General features: G+C 67.3%; 19 protein-coding genes. 11 read left to right on the top strand and 8 right to left on the bottom strand.

What is annotated here, in order from left to right; all coding sequences use genetic code 11:
- Positions 1-69: 69 nt before the first annotated feature.
- The 4 genes from ACWIGM_RS13155 to ACWIGM_RS13140 form a co-directional block, all read right to left on the bottom strand.
- On the bottom strand, positions 70-1,329 hold the full coding sequence (locus tag ACWIGM_RS13155) for a M20/M25/M40 family metallo-hydrolase (protein WP_454026370.1): 1,260 nt from the start codon (positions 1,327-1,329) through the stop codon (positions 70-72).
- A gap of 61 nt (positions 1,330-1,390) precedes the next feature.
- The gene (gene cydB, locus ACWIGM_RS13150; protein WP_454026369.1) at positions 1,391-2,395 is read right to left on the bottom strand and encodes a cytochrome d ubiquinol oxidase subunit II; all 1,005 of its coding nucleotides are present in this window, start codon (positions 2,393-2,395) and stop codon (positions 1,391-1,393) included.
- Positions 2,396-2,406: 11 nt separating this feature from the next.
- Positions 2,407-3,837, bottom strand: coding sequence for a cytochrome ubiquinol oxidase subunit I (locus ACWIGM_RS13145; protein WP_454026368.1), 1,431 nt, complete (start codon positions 3,835-3,837; stop codon positions 2,407-2,409).
- A 140-nt stretch (positions 3,838-3,977) separates the two neighbouring features.
- Positions 3,978-4,778: a uracil-DNA glycosylase gene (locus tag ACWIGM_RS13140; RefSeq protein WP_454026367.1), complete on the bottom strand. Its 801-nt coding sequence runs from the start codon at positions 4,776-4,778 to the stop codon at positions 3,978-3,980.
- A gap of 176 nt (positions 4,779-4,954) precedes the next feature.
- Here ACWIGM_RS13140 and ACWIGM_RS13135 point away from each other — a divergent pair, with 176 nt between their 5' ends.
- From ACWIGM_RS13135 to ACWIGM_RS13120, 4 genes are all read left to right on the top strand, one after another.
- Positions 4,955-6,634 (top strand): electron transfer flavoprotein-ubiquinone oxidoreductase, encoded by a 1,680-nt coding sequence (locus tag ACWIGM_RS13135; protein WP_454026366.1) that lies wholly within the window; start codon positions 4,955-4,957, stop codon positions 6,632-6,634.
- A 464-nt stretch (positions 6,635-7,098) separates the two neighbouring features.
- Complete coding sequence (locus ACWIGM_RS13130; protein WP_454026365.1) at positions 7,099-8,859, top strand: tetratricopeptide repeat protein; 1,761 nt, start codon at positions 7,099-7,101, stop codon at positions 8,857-8,859.
- A 182-nt stretch (positions 8,860-9,041) separates the two neighbouring features.
- Positions 9,042-9,923 carry a 4-(cytidine 5'-diphospho)-2-C-methyl-D-erythritol kinase gene (locus ACWIGM_RS13125; RefSeq protein ID WP_454026992.1) on the top strand — a complete coding sequence of 294 codons (882 nt, stop codon included), beginning with the start codon at positions 9,042-9,044 and terminating at the stop codon, positions 9,921-9,923.
- 30 nt (positions 9,924-9,953) lie between these two features.
- A complete protein-coding gene (locus ACWIGM_RS13120) occupies positions 9,954-10,592 on the top strand; it encodes a LysE family translocator (protein WP_454026364.1) in 639 nt (212 codons plus the stop codon).
- Between the two features lie 7 nt (positions 10,593-10,599).
- Here ACWIGM_RS13120 and ACWIGM_RS13115 read toward each other — a convergent pair whose 3' ends face one another.
- Positions 10,600-11,616: a polyprenyl synthetase family protein gene (locus tag ACWIGM_RS13115; RefSeq protein ID WP_454026363.1), complete on the bottom strand. Its 1,017-nt coding sequence runs from the start codon at positions 11,614-11,616 to the stop codon at positions 10,600-10,602.
- A gap of 183 nt (positions 11,617-11,799) precedes the next feature.
- Between ACWIGM_RS13115 and ACWIGM_RS13110 the strand changes: the two genes are divergently transcribed.
- Complete coding sequence (locus tag ACWIGM_RS13110) at positions 11,800-12,027, top strand: putative signal transducing protein (RefSeq protein WP_454026362.1); 228 nt, start codon at positions 11,800-11,802, stop codon at positions 12,025-12,027.
- Positions 12,017-12,784, top strand: coding sequence for a tRNA1(Val) (adenine(37)-N6)-methyltransferase (locus tag ACWIGM_RS13105; protein WP_454026361.1), 768 nt, complete (start codon positions 12,017-12,019; stop codon positions 12,782-12,784). Before ACWIGM_RS13110 ends, ACWIGM_RS13105 begins: the two co-directional genes overlap by 11 nt.
- A gap of 10 nt (positions 12,785-12,794) precedes the next feature.
- Here the strand turns inward: ACWIGM_RS13105 and ACWIGM_RS13100 are convergent, their stop codons facing one another.
- The 3 genes from ACWIGM_RS13100 to ACWIGM_RS13090 form a co-directional block, all read right to left on the bottom strand.
- Positions 12,795-13,136 (bottom strand): hypothetical protein, encoded by a 342-nt coding sequence (locus ACWIGM_RS13100; RefSeq protein WP_454026360.1) that lies wholly within the window; start codon positions 13,134-13,136, stop codon positions 12,795-12,797.
- A 134-nt stretch (positions 13,137-13,270) separates the two neighbouring features.
- Entirely contained in the window at positions 13,271-13,582 is a 312-nt protein-coding gene (locus ACWIGM_RS13095; protein ID WP_454026359.1) for a hypothetical protein, read from the bottom strand.
- A gap of 121 nt (positions 13,583-13,703) precedes the next feature.
- Entirely contained in the window at positions 13,704-13,979 is a 276-nt protein-coding gene (locus ACWIGM_RS13090; protein ID WP_454026358.1) for a hypothetical protein, read from the bottom strand.
- A gap of 229 nt (positions 13,980-14,208) precedes the next feature.
- Between ACWIGM_RS13090 and ACWIGM_RS13085 the strand changes: the two genes are divergently transcribed.
- The 5 genes from ACWIGM_RS13085 (at position 14,209) to ACWIGM_RS13065 (ending at position 20,573) form a co-directional block, all read left to right on the top strand.
- Entirely contained in the window at positions 14,209-15,126 is a 918-nt protein-coding gene (locus ACWIGM_RS13085) for a glycine--tRNA ligase subunit alpha (RefSeq protein WP_454026991.1), read from the top strand.
- The gene (gene glyS / locus ACWIGM_RS13080) at positions 15,126-17,363 is read left to right on the top strand and encodes a glycine--tRNA ligase subunit beta (protein WP_454026357.1); all 2,238 of its coding nucleotides are present in this window, start codon (positions 15,126-15,128) and stop codon (positions 17,361-17,363) included. The genes ACWIGM_RS13085 and glyS overlap by 1 nt, the downstream gene beginning before the upstream one ends.
- 328 nt (positions 17,364-17,691) lie before the next feature.
- Positions 17,692-17,853 (top strand): Thivi_2564 family membrane protein, encoded by a 162-nt coding sequence (locus ACWIGM_RS13075; protein ID WP_092155574.1) that lies wholly within the window; start codon positions 17,692-17,694, stop codon positions 17,851-17,853.
- Between the two features lie 231 nt (positions 17,854-18,084).
- Positions 18,085-19,347: a GTP cyclohydrolase II gene (locus ACWIGM_RS13070; RefSeq protein ID WP_454026356.1), complete on the top strand. Its 1,263-nt coding sequence runs from the start codon at positions 18,085-18,087 to the stop codon at positions 19,345-19,347.
- Between the two features lie 8 nt (positions 19,348-19,355).
- Entirely contained in the window at positions 19,356-20,573 is a 1,218-nt protein-coding gene (locus tag ACWIGM_RS13065; RefSeq protein ID WP_454026355.1) for a URC4/urg3 family protein, read from the top strand.
- Positions 20,574-20,598: the final 25 nt, after the last annotated feature.

Below are 20,598 nucleotides of genomic sequence, written 5' to 3'. Positions count from 1 at the left end.
ACTCAAGCCGTGCTGTTCGCCCGGTGAGTGGCCGAGCGGCCAAGCGTCGCTCGCTGCGAGGGGGATGCGCTATTTGCCCTGGCCACGCGATACGTCGGTGATCATGCGGGCCAGCAAATAGAGCCGGGGCGTGATCGAATCGAGCGCGACGTATTCGTTCTGGTTCGAATGGGCGCCGAATCCCCTGAGGCCGAAGCCCTCGATCACCGGTGCCTTGGTCTCGAGCGCGGCATAGGCGGCGTCGGTCCCACCACCGGTCGCCGTCTCGATCACGGCCAAGGGCCGGTCGAGCTCGCTGAAAACCCGCTTGGCATGGGCGCCGAGCACCTTGGCGGCCTCAGTCGGCGCCAGCGGCGGGCGGCCACGCGTCAGCGTCGCCTCGACCACGGTGTCGGGGATGAGCTTGTTCTGGATGCGCTGCTTCACGGCCGTCTCGATCAGGTCGAAATCGGCCATGCGCAGCGCCCTGACATCCGCCTGCGCCTTCGCGTCGGCCGGGATTGCGTTGCTGACCGAGCCGGCGGAGGCGATCGTCCAGTTCAGCTTGAGGCCCATCTCGGGCTTGGACAGGTCGCGCATCTGCAGGATCTGATGCGAGAGCTCATAGAGCGCGTTGCGGCCCAGCTCCGGGGAGCTGCCGGCATGCGAGGCCCGGCCGGTGACCTTGAGCTGGACCGAGGCGATGCCGCTGGTGGCGAGGCGCAGCGCATCCTGGTTGATGGGAGAGCCCTCGCAGGAGAATACCGCGTCCTGATCAGCCGCGATCCTGGTGATCAGCGCCTTGGAGCCAGGCGAGCCGATTTCTTCGTCGCCATTGATGAGCACGGTGAGCGTGCCGTAGTCCCTGGCCGCGATCTTGTTGAGCAGCGCGACGGTGTGGAGGATCAGGGCGACGCCGTGCTTGTCGTCGGCGATGCCGAGGCCATAAGCCTTGTCGCCGTCGATCCGGAAGGGCTGCTGGGCGAGCATGCCCTTGGTGTAGACCGTGTCCATATGCGCCAGCAGCAGCACCTTCCTGGTGCCAGTGCCCTTGAAGCGGGCGAGCACGGTCTTGCCGGGAGATTTCGACGCGTCCGCCGATTCCACGACCTCGACCTCGCCGCCCTGCGCCTTCAGGCGCTCGGCGATGAGGGCAGCGATCGTCGCGAGCCCTTCGGCATCGCGTGATCCGGATTCGATCGATACGAGGGCCTTGAGCGTATCGAGATAGGCGGGCTTCTCGGCCTCTGCCGCGTCGAGCACCGGCTTCTGTGGCGCCGCAAAGGCCGGCGCTGCAGCGAGCATCAGAAGCCCCGCCGCCGCCCGCCGCAACATCCTGGTCCTGCTCATGGTGTCCTCCGGTTGCGGCTTCTTTCTTTCCGCCTGTCCCAGCTGCGGGTGCAGGCGGCCTTTAATGATAACCGGCATCGGCTTTCACCTTGCCGCGGAAGGTCCAGTACACGAAGGCCGTGTAGAACAGGATCATCGGCAGCAGGAACGTCACCCCGATCAGCACGAAGATATGCGAGGCCGGCGCCGCTGCCGTGTCCCAGATCGTCAGCCCAGGCGGCACGAGATAGGGATAGTTCGAGATCGCGAGCCCCAGAAAGCAGAGCAGGAAGATCGCGATGGTGAAGGCGAAGGGCGTGAACTCGTGTGCGCCGTGCAGCCGCTTCCAGGCCATGTAGCCACAGAGCGCGGTCAGCACCGGGAAGGGCCAGAGCAGCATCAGGTTCGACGGGGTGAACCAGCGCTCGGCGATGCGCGGATGCGCATAGGGCGTCCACAGCGAGACCAGCACGGCGAAGGCGAGCAGGCCGAGGAGCAGCGTCTTGGCCTGCCGGCGGGCCCGCTCCGCGACCGGCCCTTCCGTCTTGTAGACCAGCCAGGTGGCGCCGAGCGTGGCGTAGCCGATGACGACGCCGACGCCGCACATCAGCGTGAAGGGGGTCAGCCAGTCGAAGGGCCCGCCGGCGAACTGCCTGTCGACGACCTTGATGCCCTGCAGCAGTCCACCGAGGATCAGCCCCTGCGCAAAGGCAGCTACCGTCGAGCCAGCCCAGAAGGCGAAGTCCCAGACCTTGTGGTGGGGCTTGGCCACCCAGCGGAACTCGAAGGCGACGCCTCGGAAGATCAGCGCCAGCAGCATCAGGATCACCGGGATGTAGAAGGCCGGCATGATGATGGCGTAGGCATAGGGGAAGGCGACCCAGAGGCCGCCGCCGCCGAGCACCAGCCAGGTCTCGTTGCCGTCCCAGAACGGCGCGACCGAGTTCATCATCTGGTCGCGCTCGCTTTCGTCCCTGGTCGTTGGGAACAGGATGGCGATGCCGAGGTCGAATCCGTCGAGCACGACATAGAGCATCACGGCGGTGCCGATCAGCCCGGCCCAGATCACGGGGAGATACCATTCCATAGTAGCTCTCCTCAGCTCGCCGGCTGGATCTTGTCGTCGCCGGGGTGGCCGTCGCCGAAGATGGCGGAGGCCGGCGCCTGCGCCGCCTTGAGCGGCCGCTTCGACGGCTGCTCGGGTGGATCCTCATGGCTGATCTCGTCCGGCCCCTTGTCGATCAGGCGGTTTATCAGCGCGATGCCGGCGGCGAAGACGACGCAGTAGACGAAGACGAACAGCGCCAGCGAGATCGCGACCTCCAGCGTCGTCACCGGGGAGACCGCATCCTTCGAGCGCAGCACGCCGGTGGCGAGCCAGGGCTGGCGGCCGACCTCGGTGACGAACCAGCCGGAGAGGATGGCGACGAAGCCGGCCGGCCAGCTGTACTGGGCGAGCCAGAGCCAGCGGCGTGCCTCGAACACAGTGCCGCGCTTCCAGAGCCAGGCGCCGACCCAGCCGAAGATGATCATCAGCGTGCCGATGCCGACCATGGCGCGGAAGGCGAAGAAGGGGATCAGCACCGGCGGCCGATCCTCGACCTTGAAATCCTTCAGGCTGGGAAAGAGCGCATCCATGCTGCCATGGGTCAGCAGGCTGGCGACGCCGGGGATCGCGATCTCGAAGCGATTGAGCTCGGCCTTCTCGTCCGGCCAGGCGAAGAGCACGAGCGCGCCCGGCTTGGACGAGTCCCAATGCGCCTCGATCGCCGCCAGCTTGGCCGGCTGGTAGACCGCGGTCTGCTTGCCGTGGAAATCACCGATCACGGCCTGGAGCGGTGCGGTCAGTGCGATCATCAGGATCGCCATGCGCACCATCGTCCTGGCCGATTCGGTACGGTGCCCGGCGAGCAGATGGCGTGCGCCGGTCGCCAGCACGACGAAGGCCGTGGTGAGATAGGCCGCCGTCATCATATGGGCGAAGCGCAGAGGGAAAGTCGGGTTGAAGACGATCTTCAACCAGTCGACGGGATAGGCGATGCCTTCGCGGACCTCATGGCCGGCCGGGTACTGCATCCAGCTGTTGGCAGAGAGGATCCAGAAGCCGGACAGGGCGGTGCCGCCGGCGACGATCACGGCCGAGAGGAAATGCAGCCAGGGCGGCACCCGCTTCCAGCCGAACAGCATCACGCCGAGGAAGGAGGCTTCGAGGAAGAAGGCGGTCAGCACCTCGTAGCCGATCAGCGGGCCGATGACGTTGCCGACCGCGACCGAGAACCGGCTCCAATTGGTGCCGAACTGGTAGGACAGCACGATGCCCGAGACCACGCCCATGGCGAAGGAGACGGCGAAGATCTTGGTCCAGAACCGGGCGAGCAGATGGAATTTCTGGTCGCCGGTCTTCAGCCAGAGGCCGAGCAGCGTCGCGATATAGGCCGAAAGCCCGATCGTGAAGGCCGGGAAGACGATGTGGAAGGAGACGGTGAAGGCGAACTGGATGCGTGACAGCAGAAAGGCGTCGATTTCCATCGCATCGCTCCGGCGTGCCGGCCACGAAGCTCATGGCCGAATGACCCTGCTGATTGCAGCGTCTACTTTGCACTCGGAATAATCAAGCCGATGCGAGGGGGCAGCGGTCGGTGGTGACGCAGTGGCATCGCGCCGCTGCGTCAAAGCGCGTCGAGAGCGGCCTTGAGCGCGCGAAGATCGCGCCAGGCAAGGCGCTTCTGCACCGGCTGGCGCAAGAGATAGGCCGGATGCAGCGTCGCGATCGCCCGGATCATGCGCCTGCCGGTGTCATATTCCATCCAGCGCCCGCGCGAGGCCAGGATGCCGGAGACGCCGAGCAGCCCCTGTGCCGACGGGCCGCCGATGCAGACCAGGATGTCGGGGTCGGCGAGCTCGATCTGGCGCTGGATGAAGGGCAGGCAGATCGCGACCTCCTGCGGCGTCGGCGTGCGGTTGCCGGGCGGGCGCCAGGGCAGGAGGTTGGCGATGTAGACATGCTCCTGCCGGTTGAGGCCGATCGCGGCCAGCATCCGGTCGAGCAGTTGCCCCGAGCGGCCGACGAAAGGCAGGCCGATCCGGTCCTCGTCGGCGCCCGGCGCCTCGCCGACGAACATCACCTTTCCCGCCGGATTGCCGTCGGAGAAGACCAGGTTCTTGGCGGTCGCCTTGAGCGGGCAACCCTCGAAGCTCGCGAGTGCCGTCTTGAGCTCATCCAGCGTCGTCGCCTCGCGTGCCAGCGCCCGGGCGGACAGCGCCGCCTCGTCAGGCGGGGTCGCCGCAGCCACGGCGACAGGACGCCGCGCCGCCTGCTGAGGCGTCGTGAGGGAGCGTGCGACAGGCTGTCGCGCCGGCTCTGGTGCGGCTGCGAAATGGTCGTGCGGCGTCTCGTCGAGCGCCTCGGTCACGCCCATTTCGGCGTACCAGGCGATCAATTCGGCTGCGGAGACGGCGTCGAGCGACATGGCGGGAGAATAGAGCGGCGTTCGGAACGAAGCGAGCCCTTCGCTGTTGCAAAATGAACGGGAGCCCCGGATAGAGGAATTCCAATCAGCCATGCGGCAGCGCTTGGCGGGTTGATCAAGATAGTTCATATATAAACTATCTAACGAGACATAGCCGGCGCGGGGTGGAGGGCAGCATGGATCTGAAGGAAGCGCAGAGCACGCCGCGCGAGAGCATGGACTATGACGTCGTCATCATCGGCGCCGGTCCCGCCGGGCTTGCCGCCGCGATCCGGCTGAAACAACTCGACGAAGCCATCTCGGTCGTCGTGGTCGAGAAGGGCTCCGAGGTCGGCGCGCACATCCTCTCCGGCGCGGTCATCGATCCGATCGGCCTCGACAAGCTGCTGCCCGACTGGCGCGAGGATGAGGCGCGTCCGCTGCATACGCAGGTGAGCGAGGACGTCTTCTATTTCCTCGGCCCGGCCGGCGGCGCACGCCTGCCGAACTTCGCCATGCCGAAGCTGATGAACAATCACGGCAACTTCGTCGGTTCGCTCGGCCTTGTCGCAAAGTATCTCGCCACGCAGGCCGAAGCGCTCGGCGTCGAGATCTATCCCGGCTTCGCCGCCGCCGAGCTGCTCTACAACGAGGACGGCTCGGTCGCCGGTATCGCCACTGGCGACATGGGCATCGCCAAGGACGGCACCGTCTCCGACCGCTTCACCCGCGGCATGGAACTGCGCGGCCGCTACACCCTGCTCGGCGAGGGCGCCCGCGGCTCGCTCTCCAAGATCGCGATCAAGCGCTTCGCCCTCGACGAGGGCCGCGAGCCGCAGAAATACGGCATCGGCCTCAAGGAGATCTGGCAGGTCAAGCCGGAGAAGTTCAAGAAGGGGCTGGTGCAGCACTCCTTCGGCTGGCCGCTCGACATGTCGACCGGCGGCGGCTCCTTCCTCTACCATTTCGACGACAACCTGGTTTCGGTCGGCTTCGTCGTCCACCTCAACTATTCCAACCCGACGCTCTCGCCCTTCGACGAGTTCCAGCGCTTCAAGACCCATCCGATGATCCGCGACGTCTTCGAGGGCGCCAAGCGCCTCTCCTATGGCTCGCGCGCCATCACCGAGGGCGGCTGGCAGTCGGTGCCGAAGCTGACCTTTCCGGGAGGGGCGCTGATCGGCTGCGCCGCCGGCTTCGTCAACGTGCCGCGCATCAAGGGCAGTCACAACGCCATCCTGTCGGGCATGCTCGCGGCCGAGCATCTCGTGCCGGCGCTGGCGGCGGGCCGCTCGCACGACATGGTCGACGGCATCGAGGAGAGCTGGCGCGCCTCCGAGATCGGCCGCGACCTGAAGCCGGTGCGCAACGTCAAGCCGCTCTGGTCGAAGCTCGGCACGCTCGGCGGCGTTGCGTTCGGTGCGCTCGACATGTGGCTGAATCAGCTCTTCGGCTGGTCGCCCTTCGGTACGCTCAAGCACGGCAAGCCCGACCATGCCACGCTGAAGCCGATCGGCATGGTCACGCCGATCGTCTACCCCAAGCCCGACGGCAAGATTTCCTTCGACAAGCTCTCCTCGGTCTTCCTCTCGGCGACCAATCACGAGGAGGACCAGCCGGCGCATCTGAAGCTGACCGACCCCAACGTGCCGGTGCTGCAGAACCTGCCGATCTATGGCGAGCCGGCGCGGCTCTACTGCCCGGCCGGCGTCTACGAGGTGGTCTATGCCGATCCGGAGAAGCAGAGCCTGCCGCGCTTCGTGATCAACGCGCAGAACTGCGTGCACTGCAAGACCTGCGACATCAAGGACCCGGCCCAGAACATCACCTGGACGGTGCCGGAAGGGGCGGGCGGTCCGAACTACTCGAACATGTGACAGTGTTCGGCAGCAATGTTCAATAATAAAGGCCGCGCCGGGTCTGTTCGGCGCGGCCTTGTTCTTTGTGCCGGATAAGGCGACGAATCAGCCCTTGCGGACGATCGGAGCGGGCTTCTCCGGCTCCTTGGTGGCGCAGCCACCGGCGATACCGGCGAGCGTCAGGACCGCAGCGAGAGCGAGCGAGACCTTCTTCATTTGAAGTGTCCTAAACGAATCGTCGCGAATATCCGCGACAGCGGAATTCTATGCCGATTTGCTTTGCGGAAAGCTAATGTTTCAACTGTCGTTTCAAGCGGTCGATTATGCTTTTCACGTCAGCGTGACAGGGCAGGTTCCGCTGTGATGCCGCACTTGTCGGCAGGCCCGGAAACGGCCATGTTGGCGGCCTAATCGTTCAGGTCACGGTCCCGTCCACGGACCAGTCCCCGGCGCCGGGGGCGGACCGAGGGAGAAAGTCGAACGTGACGTTTCAAATCGACGGCCGTAGCGCCGCTCTCGTGCTGGCGTTTATTGCCGGCATGCATGTTGGCATGCCGGCGCTCGCGCAAGCGCGCCCGGTCGACAAATTCGAACCAGCCGAGAGTCTCGAAGGCAATTATCTGGCGGCTGTGGTCGCCGGTTCCGCCCGCGACCTCGGTGCGGCCTCGATCTATCTGCGCGAGGCGATCAAGAACGATCCGCAGAACAGCGAGTTGCTCGAGCGCGGCTTCGTCGCCTTCCTTGCCGACGGCGCGATGAACGAGACGTTCCGGGCCGCCGAGAGGCTGATCCAGCGCGACGCCACCAACGGCCTTGCCCAGCTCGCGCTCGGCGTGCGTGCGCTGAAGCAGAAGAACTATGCCGCGGCTCGCAGCCAGTTGCAGCGTGGCGGGCGTGGCCGTTCGGCGGACATCACCGCGACCCTGCTCGCCGCCTGGGCCTATTCCGGCTCGGGCGAGACCAATCGCGCCATCGATACCCTGGAGCGTCTCAAGGGCGAATCGACCTTCGACCGCTTCCGCGATTTCCATGCCGGACTGATCCTCGACATCGCCGGCCGCCGCAACGACGCGAACCGCCGGCTCAAGGCGGCCTATGACGCCGAGAAGACCAATCTGCGCCTCGTCGACCTCTGGGCCCGCCAGCAGGCGCGCGCCGGCGACAGCGAGGCGGCCCTGGCGACGCTGAACGATTTCGAGCAGCGCGTGCGCCCGAACCATCCGGTGGTGCGCGACGCCATCGCCAAGATCAGCAGCAAGGAGCCGCTGCAGCGCATCGTCGGCAACACCCAGCAGGGCGCGGCCGAGGTGCTCTACGGCCTCGCCAGCGCCGGGATCCTGCAGGGCGACGAGGCGACCGCGCTGCTCTATCTGCGTTTTGCGGTCTATCTCGACCCCGGCCACGACCTCGCCGTGCTGACGCTGGCCGATATCCTCGAGCGCGCCAAGCAGACCGAGGACGCCGTTCAGGTCTACCGGCGCATGCCTGAGAACTCACCGCTGCGTCCGGTCGCCGACATCCAGATCGGGCTCGGCCTCGAACAGCTCGGCAAGACCGAGGAGGCCGTCAAGCATCTTGACGGAATCATCGTCGCGCGCCCTGACGACATCGACGCGATCTCGGCTCTCGGCAACATCTATCGCTCGCGCAAGCGCTTCGAGGAGGCGGCCGCGACCTATGACAAGGCGGTCGCCAAGCTCGGTACGCCGAGCCGCTCCAACTGGGACCTCTTCTATTCGCGCGGCATCGCCTATGAGCGCATCAAGAAATGGCCGCAGGCCGAGGCCGACCTGCGCAAGGCACTGGAGCTGATGCCGGAGGCGCTCGGGCGCGAGCGCGCCCTCGTGCTCAACTATCTCGGCTATTCGCTGGTCGACCAGAACCTCAAGCTCGAGGAAGCGCTCGGCATGCTGCGCCGCGCCGTCGAGCTCAGGCCGCGCGACGGCTACATCATCGACTCGCTCGGCTGGGCGCATTACCGCCTCGGCCGCTATGACGAGGCGGTCAGCGAGCTCGAGAAGGCGATGGAGCTGCGCCCGTCCGACCCGGTGATCAACGACCATCTCGGCGACGTCTATTGGAAGACCGGGCGCTATCTCGAGGCGCGCTACCAGTGGAACTATGCCCGCGACCTCGGGCCGGAGCCGGAGGACCTGACCCGGATCCAGCGCAAGATCGAGAAGGGCCTCGAGGATCCGGCGCCTTCGGCCAATGCGGCCGAGCCGAAGAAGGATGGCGGCTGAGCTTTCATGGCTCCGCGCTTCTTCGTCATGGTCGGGCTTGTCCCGACCATCCACGTCTTCCTTCGTGAAGTGTGGTGTTCAAGACGCGGATGCTCGCCACAAGGGCGAGCATGACGAACTGGACCAGCGTAGTGGTCCCGGCGTCCGGGCTCACGCCCTTGGAATGACGGCGTAACTCCATGCTGCTCCCGTTGGCGACCCGCGCCCCGGCCAAGGTCAACCTCTCCCTGCGTGTGATCGGCCGCCGGGCCGACGGCTATCATGAGCTCGACAGCCTCGTCGCCTTCGCCGGCGTCGGCGACGCGCTGAGCCTGTCGCCGGGCGAGCCGTCCGGAGTGCAGATATCCGGTCCGTTCGGCGCTGGCCTCTCGATCGGAGCGGACAATCTCGTCCTCAAGGCCGAGCGCATGCTCCGCGAGGAAATCGCCGGCCTGCGCTCCGGCTGCTTCCATCTCGTCAAGCGCCTGCCGGTCGCCTCTGGCATCGGCGGCGGCTCAGCCGATGCGGCGGCGGCACTGCGCCTGCTGGCGCGGCTCAACGACCTGCCTTTGTCGCACCCGGCATTGCTCGCTGCGGCAGGCCGGATCGGCGCCGATGTACCGGTCTGCCTGGAAGCCCGCGCCCGGGTGATGCGCGGCGTCGGCGAGCAGCTCGGCCAGCCATTGCGCCTGCCGCGGCTGTTCGCGCTGCTGGTCAATCCCGGCGTCGCGGTCGAGACGGCGCCGGTGTTCCGCGCGCTCGGGCTCCTGCCGGGGCAGGGGCATGCCGGCGGTGTCGAGCCGTTCCAGGCAGAGGAGCCATCGCCGGTCACCTCGGCGTTCCTGATCGCCGCCCTGGCGGCCTCCGGCAACGATCTCGAAGCGCCTGCCCGATCGGTCGCTCCGGCGATCGGCGAGGTCTTGTCGGCGCTGTCGGCGCTGCCCGGTTGCCGGCTGGCGCGCATGTCCGGCTCGGGCGCGACCTGCTTTGCCCTGTTCGACGATTGCCGCGCCAGTGCTGATGGTGCCAAGCTTCTGGCGCATGGCCGGCCGGATTGGTGGCTGAAGTCGACTGTGCTGAGATGAGCGCCGTGGCTTAACGCCGGAGGGCGCATCATGACGCTGGCCTCTTTCCTCGCTTATGTCGGTGTCGCGGCGCTGGTGATCTGCACGCCGGGGCCCGACACCGCCCTGACCATCCGCAACACCTTGTTCGGCGGCCGCGCCGGCGGCGTGCTCACCGCGCTCGGCGTTGCGACCGGCCTGTCGATCTGGGCGCTGGCGACCAGCCTCGGCCTCGTCGCGCTCCTAGTGGCGAGCGAGCCGGTCTTCCGCGCGATCCAGTATGCCGGCGCCGCCTATCTGATCTATCTCGGCGTCATGGCTTTGCGCGAGGCTTTCCGCCGTCAGGGACACGCAGCGTCAGCTGCCGCCGAGCTGCCGCCGCCGCGCCGGCTTGCTCCAGCGACCGCCTATCGTCAGGGGCTGATCAGCAATCTCGGCAATCCCAAGATCGCGGTCTTCTTCGCCAGCCTCCTGCCGCAGTTCGCGGCCGCCAGCGGCAGCTTCAGCACGCTCTTCCTGCTCGGGCTGGTCTTCGCCGCGATGACGCTGCTCTGGCTTTCCGCCTATGCCCTCGTCGTCGCCAAGGCAGGCGACGTGCTCCGGCGCTCGCAGGTCAGGCGCGTCATCGAGGCGGTGACCGGCGGGCTCCTGCTGGCGCTGGGCTTGCGGATCGCGGCCGAGCAGCGCTGACGGGCGCTCAGTGCGCCCGCGCCACGCAGAAGTCGACGGCGTCGTTGAGCGCCTGCTTCATCGGCGATGAGGGGAAGAGGCCGAGCGCGTCCTTCGCCATCTTGGCGTAATGGCGGGCGCGCTCGATCGTGTCGGCGAGCGCACCATGGCTGCGCATCAGTGCCTGTGCCTGCTCGAGGTCGCCGTCGCGGACCTCGCCTTCCTGCAGGGTGCGGCGCCAGAAGGCACGCTCTTCCTCGTTGCCGCGGCGGAAGGAGAGCACCACCGGCAGCGTGATCTTGCCCTCGCGGAAGTCGTCGCCGACATTCTTGCCGAGCTGGCCCGAGGAGCCGCCATAATCGAGCGCGTCGTCGACGAGCTGGAAGGCGATGCCGAGATTGAGCCCATAGCTGCGGCAGGCGGCCGCCTCGCCCTTGGACGAGCTGGCGATCACCGGCCCGACCTCGCAGGCGGCGGCGAAGAGCTCGGCCGTCTTGCCGCGGATCACGGCGAGGTACTCGTCCTCGGTCGTCTCGGTGTTCTTGGCGGCGGCGAGCTGCATCACCTCGCCTTCGGCGATCACGGCGGCGGCGGTCGAAAGGATGTCGAGCGCGCGCAGCGAGCCGACCTCGACCATCATCTTGAAGGCCTGGCCGAGCAGGAAGTCGCCGACCAGCACGCTCGCCTCATTGCCCCAGAGCATGCGGGCGGCGGCCTTGCCGCGGCGCATGTCGCTCTCGTCGACGACATCGTCGTGCAGCAGCGTCGCCGTATGCATGAACTCGACGCTGGCCGCGAGCTTGACATGACCCTCGCCGCGATAGCCGCAGAGCGCCGCCGTCGCCAGCGTCAACATCGGCCGCAGGCGCTTGCCGCCGGAGGAGATCAGGTGGTTCGCGACCTCCGGGATCATCGTGACCTCGGAACCGGTGCGCGACAGGATCATCGCGTTGACGCGCTCCATGTCGGCGCGCGTCAATCCAACCAGTGCCTCGATGCCAGCCTGGCCGGTGTCCTTGTCTTCGAAAGCTACGACGACGCCCACGCGCAAACTCCGGCCGTTTATCGCGCATCCGTGCGCACCATGCCCTTGCCACAAAGCTCGCATGCGTGGCCAGCCCCGGCAATCCTTTCGCGACGCAACAGATTGACGCTGCGCCGCCATACTGGGCCGGGCGATGCGATCTTTCCTGTTGCGTCGGATCAGCCTCGTGGGCTCCATGACGGCATGCACGAACTGGTACGCTCCAATGATCTCGTCCTGCTTGGCGCCATCGAGGCGCTGCTGGCCTCGGCCGATCTCGACTGCCTGATCGCCGACCAGCACATCAGCGCACTCGAAGGCATGATCGGCGCCTTTCCGCGCCGCCTGCTGGTGCGCGAGCAGGACAGCAGGCGCGCTCGCGCTTTGTTGATCGAGGCCGGCTACGGCGATGAACTGCGCCATGAGCGCTGAAGCAGCAGGCCTCGGCGAGATCGGCGAGGATCGGCTGCTCGGTGGGCGCCTGCGCCTGCTGCAGCCGGTGAAGGGCCATCGCGCCGGCTCCGATGCCGTTCTGCTCGCGGCGGCGATTCCCGCGCTTGGCGAGGGGCCACTCGCCGATTTCGGCGCCGGCGTCGGCACGGTCGGGCTCGCCGTCGCCTTGCGGCAGCCTGCGATCGAGGTCGTGCTGGTCGAGCGCGATCCGGAGCTCGCAGCGCTCGCGGCGCGCAATGCCGGGCTCAACGGTCTGGCCGGGCGGGTGCGTGCCGCGGTCGGGACCATAGGCGAGAAGAGCGGGGGGCTGGCCGAGTGCGGCCTGATGCCGGCCTCCACGGCCTGGGTCGCGATGAACCCGCCCTTTTTCGAAGCGGGCGAGGTGCGCGCCTCGCCGGTCGCCAATCGGCGCGTGGCCCATGTCGCCGGGCAGTCGCTCGGCGACTGGCTGAAGGCGGCCCGTCATGTGCTGAAGCCGGGCGGCGGCATCAGCATCATCCATCGCGCCGAGGCGCTGGGCGCGATTCTCGCGGGGTTGGAGACCGGGTTCGGCGCGGTCGAGATTCGCCCGGTTCACAGCCAGGCGGACAGGCCGGCGATCCGGGTGATCGTCTCCGGCCGCCTAGGCAGCAAAAAGCCGGCAGCCTTGCTGCCGGCTCTCATTCTCAACAGTGCGGACGGGCGCTTCACCGCCTTCAGCGAGGCGCTCCACCGCGGCGAGGCCTTGCTCGCCTAGACCAGATGCCTCAGCGGCAGATGCGGCGCTCGCGCACCACCCAGCCCCAGCCGTCCCAATAACGCACGGGGCGGACATAGCAGCGCGGGCCGTAGTAGCCGCCGCCATAGCCGTAATAGGGGCGGCCATAATAGCCGCGGCCACCCCAGCCGGGTCGGCCATAGTAGCCGCCGCCCCAGCCGGGGTTGCCATAGCGCGGAGCGTAGGGATGGCGGCTGCCGCCGCCGGGATAGCCATAGCCACCGCTCAAAGCCTGCGCATCGGCCGGGGTTGCGGTGACCGCACCCATGCCGAGGCCGGCCACGCCGAGCGCAGCGGCCGCCGAAAGTCCAAGGACGAGTTTGCGAAGCATGATTGCCTCCTTCGCTGATGCCCCCGGCCAGTGCCGGGGCAATCGGATGTCATCGTGGCGGCCAGCTTGCGGCCGCGGGGCTGAACGGGGCGTGGCCGCGCCGTTCAGCCTCTCTTCATGAGCGCAGGTGGCCGTCAGCGGCAGACGCGTGTCGAACGGATCACCCAGCGCCGGCCGTTCCAGACGCGCTGGTCGACGATGCGGCAGCGCGATCCATAATGCGGGCGGCCATAGCCCGGCCGCGGGCGGCCATAATATCCGCCGTTGCCCCAACCGGGATTGCTGTAGCGCGGTGCCGACGGATGCCGGCTGCCGCTGCCGGGATAGCCATAGCCGCCGCTCAGGGCCTGGGCCTCGGCCGGAGCCGCCGTGATGGCGCTCACGCCGAGCGAGGCGGCGCCGAGGGCCGCGGCGGCCGAAAGGCCGAGGAAAAGCTTGCGAAGCATGTCGTATCCTTCTTCATGAACCGCGCCGGCCTGTGCCGTGACGATCGGGCGTCATTATGGCCGCCGGTTAGCCTCGGGGCCTGACGGAGCGTGCCGCCAGGCCCTTCGAGGGGCTATTGCGTCAGCGGCAGACGCGCACCGGGCGGATCACCCAGCGCCAGCCGTTCCAGACGCGCCGGTCGACGAAATAGCAGCGCGGACGATAGACCGGGCGGCCGTAATAGCGGCGCGGGCCGTAATAGGGCCGGCCATAATACTGGGCCTGCTCGATCTGGCCGGTGGTGGCCGGGACGCTGCCCGCCGCGATCGGCGCGGCATTGGCCGGGGCGACGGCGAGGCCGGTGAAGAGGAGGGCGCCGGCACCGAACAGGGCGGCGGCGATACGGTTCGACAGCATTGTGTACTCCTGCTTGTCGCGTCGGCCCGGCTCAAGCGCTCGCCCCGAGCGCCGCGGACCGTTCGATAAGGCGACAATAGCCGCCTCTCTATGAACGCGATCCTTGCCGAAGGGTTCATGCCTCATTCATGGCCAAGCGCTTGACCATGAGCGCCGCCAGCCCCTAATCACGCCGCACGTTTTCGACAGTTTAAAAAGGCTGATGCCCTTGGCCGCGTCCTCCGATGCCATGAACCCGACCCGCTCCTTCCAGGGACTGCTGCTGACCTTGCAGCGCTTCTGGGCCGAGCGCGGTTGCGTCATCCTCCAGCCCTACGACATGGAGGTCGGCGCCGGCACCTTCCACCCGGCGACGACGCTGCGCGCGCTTGGGCCGAAGCCCTGGAAGGCGGCCTATGTCCAGCCTTCGCGCCGGCCCAAGGACGGCCGCTATGGCGAGAACCCCAACCGGCTGCAGCACTACTACCAGTTCCAGGTGATCCTGAAGCCGTCGCCGGCGGACCTGCAGCAGCTCTATCTCGACTCGCTCAAGGCGATCGGCGTCGACCTTGCCCTGCACGATGTCCGCTTCGTCGAGGACGATTGGGAGAGCCCGACGCTCGGTGCCTGGGGCCTCGGCTGGGAGTGCTGGTGCGACGGCATGGAGGTCAGCCAGTTCACCTATTTCCAGCAGGTCGCCGGCGTCGAATGCGCTCCGGTCGCGGGCGAGCTGACCTATGGGCTCGAACGCCTCGCCATGTATGTCCAGGGCGTCGAGAACGTCTACGACCTCAACTTCAACGGCCTCGAGGGCGAGGACCGTATTAGCTATGGCGACGTCTTCCTGCAGGCCGAGCAGGAGTTCTCGCGGCATAATTTCGAGCATGCCAATACCGAGGTGCTGTTCCGCCACTTCAGTGACGCCGAGGCCGAGTGCAAGGCGCTGCTCGCCGCCGGCGAAGCCGATGCCGCCAGCAACGACCAGAGCCACAAGCTCGCTTTGCCGGCCTATGACCAGTGCATCAAGGCGAGCCATGTCTTCAACCTGCTCGATGCGCGCGGCGTGATCTCGGTCACCGAGCGCCAGAGCTATATCCTGCGGGTGCGCGAGCTCGCCAAGGCCTGCGGCGGCGCCTGGCTGAAGACCGCCGGCGGGGGAGCGAACTGATGCCTGATCTCCTGCTCGAACTCTTCTCCGAGGAAATTCCGGCCCGCATGCAGCGCAAGGCGGCGGAGGACCTGAAGAAGCTCGTCACCGATGCGCTGGTCGAGCGCGGGCTGACCTATGAGGGTGCCAAGGCCTTCGCGACGCCGCGCCGGCTCGCGCTCACCATTGCCGGCCTGCCGGTACGCGGCCGCGATGTCCGCGAGGAGCGCAAAGGGCCGCGCGTCGGTGCGCCCGACGCAGCCGTGCAGGGCTTCCTCAAGGCGGCGGGGCTGACCTCGCTCGATCAGGCGACGATCGTCAGCGATCCCAAGAAGGGCGATTCTTACGTCGCCGTGATCGAGAAGCCCGGCCAGGAGACGGTCGCGGCCATCGCCGAGATCGTGCCGGCGGTGATCCGCTCCTTCCCCTGGCCGAAATCGATGCGCTGGGGCAAGGCCTCCGCCGAGTCAGGCTCGCTACGCTGGGTGCGCCCGCTGCACTCGATCCTCTGCACCTTCGGCGCCGAGACCGAGGATCCGGAAGTCGTGCCCTTCGAGGTTGACGGCATCAAATCCGGCAATGTCACCTATGGCCACCGCTTCCATGCGCCGGGGCCGATCACGGTCAAGCGCTTCGACGACTACGTTCCGAGCCTGGAGCGGGCCAAGGTCGTGCTCGACGCCGACCGCCGCAAGGAGATCATCCTCGCCGACGCCAAGAACCTCGCCTTCGCCGCGGGGCTGGAGTTGGTCGAGGATGAGGGGCTGCTGGAAGAGGTCGCCGGCCTCGTCGAATGGCCGGTCGTGCTGATGGGCGATTTCGAGGAGCGCTTCCTCGAGATCCCCGGCGAGGCGATCCGCGCCACCATCCGCGCCAACCAGAAATGCTTCGTGCTGCGCGACCCCAATAGTGGCGAGCTCGCCAACCGCTTCATCCCGGTCTCGAACCTGATGGCGAGCGATGGCGGCCTGGCGATCACCGCCGGCAATGGCCGAGTCGTGCGTGCCCGGCTCTCCGACGCGTCTTACTTCTGGCAGACCGATCGCGGCCCGCTGCCCGATCTGGAGACGCTCAAGGAGAGCGCCGAGAAGCTGGGGCTCGATCTCGCCAAGCCGCTCGACCAGCGCATGGCCAAGCTCGACAGGCTCGGCGTCGTCTTCCACGCCAAGCTCCGCACGCAGGGCGAGCGCGTCGAGCGCATCGCCGCGCTGGCGAAGGAACTGGCGCCGATCGTCGGCGCCGATCCGGCGCTGGCCGAGCGCGCCGCCAGGCTCGCCAAGGCCGATCTGCCGACCGAGATGGTCGGCGAGTTCCCTGAATTGCAGGGGCTGATGGGTCGGAAGTACGCTGAGCTGCAGGGCGAGACCGCCTCGGTCGCCGCCGCGATCGAGGAGCATTACAAGCCGCTCGGCCCCTCCGACCGTGTCCCGAGCGATCCGGTCTCGGTCGCGGTAGCGCTCGCCGACAAGCTCGACACGCTGGTCGGCTTCTGGGCGATCGACGAGAAGCCGACCGGCAGCAAGGACCCCTATGCGCTGCGTCGCGCGGCGCTGGGCGTGATCCGGCTGGTGGTCGAGAATGGGGTCAATCTAGGTTTGTTGGAGCTGCTGCGGCGTCATGCGGACCGGAGCCCGGGCATTAAGACCGTCTCCAAGGGCACGAATGGCGTCGATGAAGTGACGTTCCCGGTCGATGAGGATGACCGTGCTCTGGCTGCTGACCTCCTCTCCTTCTTCCACGATCGCCTGAAGGTGATGCTGCGCGACCAGGGCGCGCGGCATGATCTGGTTGATGCGGTGCTGGGTGAGGGCGCGTCGGCCAATGACGACCTCCTGCTCATCACCCGCCGCGTCGCCGCGCTCGGCCGCTTCCTCGAAACGGAAGACGGCAAGAGCCTGCTGGCTGGCTACAAGCGCGCCGCCAACATCCTCAAGGCCGAGGAGAAGAAGGACGGCGAGGGTGCTTTCGCCGGCAAGGCCGATCTCCAGCTCATCGCCGATGCCGGGCTGATCGAGGAGAAGGCGCTCGCGGTCGCACTCGCCCAGGCGACGCCGAAGGCCGAGGCCGCCATCGCCGCCGAGGACTATGAGGGCGCCATGGCGGCGCTCGCCGAGCTTCGGCCGGCGGTCGACGCCTTCTTCGACAAGGTCACGGTCAACGATCCCGATCCGGCCCTGCGTGCCAACCGTCTCAAGCTGCTGAACCAGCTGCGCGAGGCGACCCGTGCGGTCGCGGATTTCTCGCGGATCGCTGGGTAAGGCGCGGGACACGCGACGCGAACCCCTCTCCCGGATGAGAGAGGGGCAGGGGTGAGGGACCGCCGCTGATTGCTGGAATGCAACGGCGCCGCTGTGCCTTCTGCGGCTAGCGCAGGCCCTCATCCGGCGCTTCGCGCCACCTTCTCCCATCCGGGAGAAGGTTTCCTGCGCCCTTCATCCCAGCCCGGCGCCAACCCCTCAGCCAGCTACCCTTTCGGAACTTTTTCCCAGGGCTCCACGTTCTCTTGCCCGAGATCGCTCTCTGCGAATGCGTCGCAGCTAGCACCTCGGGGGGCCGGCTTTCGGCCGCGATAAGAGGATTTGAGCCATGAGCATTCTGATTTCGCTGTTGATCACGATCCTGGTGATCGCGCTGGTGCTTTATCTGGTGCGGATGCTGCCGGTGGACGGTAACATCAAGAACATCATCCAGATCATCGTCATCCTCATCGGCATCCTCTCGTTGCTGCGCTACCTCGCCGTCTTCTAGGAAAGGGGCCCGCGTCATGCCCGCCTCGCGGCGGGTAGCTGCACCGAGTCTGCGCTCGATCGCAGACCGTGCGGGTGGCCGGACCAGGACCGGCCACGACGCCGGGGCGGGCGCGATCATCGGAGCAATTGACGAAAATCACGCGCTGATCCAGACTCTCATCGGTCCAGAGGGCCCCGGACACGACCCGTCCCGGGGCCCTTTCCCGTTCGAGATCGAGCGATCGCCGCGATGACTTCGCAGAACCGCACCAGCCATATCCGCCTGACCTCGCATCCTGAGCCCGGCAGCGCCGCTGCCCGCTTCCCGATCCAGTGGGGCGCCGGAACGCCGGAGGAACGAGGCCCGGTCATCGCCTCGACCACCAACCCGGCCGACCGCAACGTCATCGGCGCTCATGGCGGCTCCTATTCGGTCTATCGCGCGCTCGCCATCTCAGCCCGAGCGATGAACCCGGCGCAGCGCCCGGATTTGACCAACACCCACCCGACCTCCGACATCCTGCCGCAGCCGCAATGGTTCGAGCCCAGCCGGATCGTCTCGCTCGATCCGTTCGGCCATCGCGTCGCCCAGGATTTCGGCAAGTGGATCGGCGAGGGCATCGACATCCGCCCGACCATCGCGGTGACGAAGGCGCGGCTCAACCTGCCCGAGATCCTCGCCGCGATGGCCGGCCATCGCCTCGCGGCCGATGGCGCCATCCTGCACGGCTCGGGCGACATCAGCGTCACCAAGATCGCGGTCGATCCGGTCTGGCATCTGCCGGGCATCGCCGACCGCTTCGGCACCAGCGAGAATGAGCTGCGCCGCACGCTGTTCGAACAGACCGGCGGCATGTATCCGGAACTGGTGACACGGCCCGACCTCAAGGTCTTCCTGCCGCCGATCGGCTCGATCACCGCCTATGTCATCGGCGAGGTCTCGGCGATTGCCAACCCGAAGAAGACGCTGGCCTGCCGCGTCCATGACGAGTGCAACGGCTCAGACGTGTTCGGCTCCGACATCTGCACCTGCCGGCCCTATCTCGTGCATGGCATCGAGGAGGCCGTGAAGGAGGCGCAGGGCGGCGGCGTCGGCCTGATCGTCTACAACCGCAAGGAGGGCAGAGCGCTCGGCGAGGTCACCAAATTCCTCGTCTACAACGCCCGCAAGCGCCAGGAAGGCGGCGATTCCGCCGCGACCTATTTCGAACGTACCGAATGCGTCGCCGGCGTGCAGGACGCCCGCTTCCAGCAATTGATGCCGGATGTGCTGCACTGGCTCGGGGTCAAGAAGATCGACCGGCTGATGTCGATGTCGAACATGAAATACGACGCCATGGTCGAGAGCGGCATCGAGATCGGCGAGCGCGTCGCGATCCCGCCCGAACTGATCCCGCCGGACGCCTCGGTCGAGATCGAGGCCAAGAAGGCGGCGGGCTATTACTCGCCCGACGGTGCGCCCGGCGACAACGCACTCAAGGCCACCGTCGGCCGCGACCTCGAGAAGTTCTGATAACGCCTATGCCTGACTCCAATCCCGAAGCCGTCCGCCAGTTGCTCAAGCCGGCTGCCGTTCGCGAGCGCGCGCAGGAGATGCTGCGGCTCGGCCTCGAGGGCCGGCTCGCGCATTTCAGCGTCCATCCCGAGCGGCTCCAGCCTTGCGCCGCCTACGTGCTGGAGACGATCCGCCAGAATTATCCCTCGCTCGACATCCCCTTCCATGCCCGCTGGCGCCATTTCGTCATCGCCGGCATGGACCGCTGGAAGGTGCTGGATGCCGGTGCCCAGTTCGCCGATGCCCGGGCGAGGGGCCGTGCCGCCTATGATCTCGCAGTCGTCAGCGTCCTGCTCGATGCCGGCGCCGGCGCCGACTGGCGCTATCGCGACGCGGTCACCGGTCAGAGCATCGGCCGCTCGGAAGGGCTGGCGCTGGCCTCGCTCGACATGTTCGCCGCCGGAGCCTTTTCCAGTAATCCGGCCGAGCCGCTGCGGGTGGATGTCGCTGCGCTCGAACATCTCGACGTTGAAGCGCTGGCGGCCGGCTTCCAGGTCTCGGACGGCAATCCGCTCATAGGGCTGGGAGGGCGTGCCGCGCTGCTCAACCGCCTCGGCGAGGAGCTGGAGAAGCATGGGCTGACCCGGCCCGGCGACCTGTTCGACCGGCTGGTCGAAGCGGCCGAGGGGCGTTCGATCCGCGCCGGCTATATCCTCTCGCAGGTGCTGGAGGTGCTGGGTGGCATCTGGCCGTCGCGCCTGACCTATGCCGGCATCGCGCTCGGCGACAGCTGGAAGCACCCGCTGATCGCCCCGGACGAGGTGACCAGGGGCATCGTGCCCTTCCACAAGCTCTCGCAATGGCTGAGCTATTCGCTGATCGAGCCGTTGCAATGGGCCGGCATCCAGGTGGTCGGTATCGACGACCTCACCGGCCTGCCGGAATATCGCAATGGCGGGCTCCTCATCGATCTCGGCGTGCTCGAACTGAAGGACCCGTCCGATGCCGCGCGTGGCCACGAGGTCGGCTCGCAGCTCGTCGTGGAGTGGCGGGCGCTGACGGTTGCGCTGCTCGACAGGATCGGCGAACTGGTCCGGGCCGAGCTCGGCCTGAGCGCCGAGCAGTTGCCGCTCGCCAAAGTGCTGGAGGGTGGCACCTGGGCGGCCGGCCGCCGCATCGCCCGCGAGAAGCGCGAGGGCGGCGGTCCGCCCTTGACCATCGTCAGCGACGGCACGGTATTCTAAAAAACAAAGACAAGACGAAGGGGAT

Source organism: Allobosea sp. NPDC055332, assembly GCF_053645455.1.
This window is presented reverse-complemented; position numbering and strand designations above follow the sequence as displayed.

Coding starts and splice junctions, on each gene's coding strand:
- ACWIGM_RS13155 (WP_454026370.1), bottom strand. CDS start 1,329: ATGAGCAGGACCAGGATGTTGCGGCGGGCGGCGGCGGGGCTTCTGATG.
- cydB (WP_454026369.1), bottom strand. CDS start 2,395: ATGGAATGGTATCTCCCCGTGATCTGGGCCGGGCTGATCGGCACCGCC.
- ACWIGM_RS13145 (WP_454026368.1), bottom strand. CDS start 3,837: ATGGAAATCGACGCCTTTCTGCTGTCACGCATCCAGTTCGCCTTCACC.
- ACWIGM_RS13140 (WP_454026367.1), bottom strand. CDS start 4,778: ATGTCGCTCGACGCCGTCTCCGCAGCCGAATTGATCGCCTGGTACGCC.
- ACWIGM_RS13135 (WP_454026366.1), top strand. CDS start 4,955: ATGGATCTGAAGGAAGCGCAGAGCACGCCGCGCGAGAGCATGGACTAT.
- ACWIGM_RS13120 (WP_454026364.1), top strand. CDS start 9,954: ATGACGCTGGCCTCTTTCCTCGCTTATGTCGGTGTCGCGGCGCTGGTG.
- ACWIGM_RS13110 (WP_454026362.1), top strand. CDS start 11,800: ATGCACGAACTGGTACGCTCCAATGATCTCGTCCTGCTTGGCGCCATC.
- ACWIGM_RS13105 (WP_454026361.1), top strand. CDS start 12,017: ATGAGCGCTGAAGCAGCAGGCCTCGGCGAGATCGGCGAGGATCGGCTG.
- ACWIGM_RS13100 (WP_454026360.1), bottom strand. CDS start 13,136: ATGCTTCGCAAACTCGTCCTTGGACTTTCGGCGGCCGCTGCGCTCGGC.
- ACWIGM_RS13095 (WP_454026359.1), bottom strand. CDS start 13,582: ATGCTTCGCAAGCTTTTCCTCGGCCTTTCGGCCGCCGCGGCCCTCGGC.
- ACWIGM_RS13090 (WP_454026358.1), bottom strand. CDS start 13,979: ATGCTGTCGAACCGTATCGCCGCCGCCCTGTTCGGTGCCGGCGCCCTC.
- ACWIGM_RS13085 (WP_454026991.1), top strand. CDS start 14,209: ATGAACCCGACCCGCTCCTTCCAGGGACTGCTGCTGACCTTGCAGCGC.
- glyS (WP_454026357.1), top strand. CDS start 15,126: ATGCCTGATCTCCTGCTCGAACTCTTCTCCGAGGAAATTCCGGCCCGC.
- ACWIGM_RS13075 (WP_092155574.1), top strand. CDS start 17,692: ATGAGCATTCTGATTTCGCTGTTGATCACGATCCTGGTGATCGCGCTG.
- ACWIGM_RS13070 (WP_454026356.1), top strand. CDS start 18,085: ATGACTTCGCAGAACCGCACCAGCCATATCCGCCTGACCTCGCATCCT.
- ACWIGM_RS13065 (WP_454026355.1), top strand. CDS start 19,356: ATGCCTGACTCCAATCCCGAAGCCGTCCGCCAGTTGCTCAAGCCGGCT.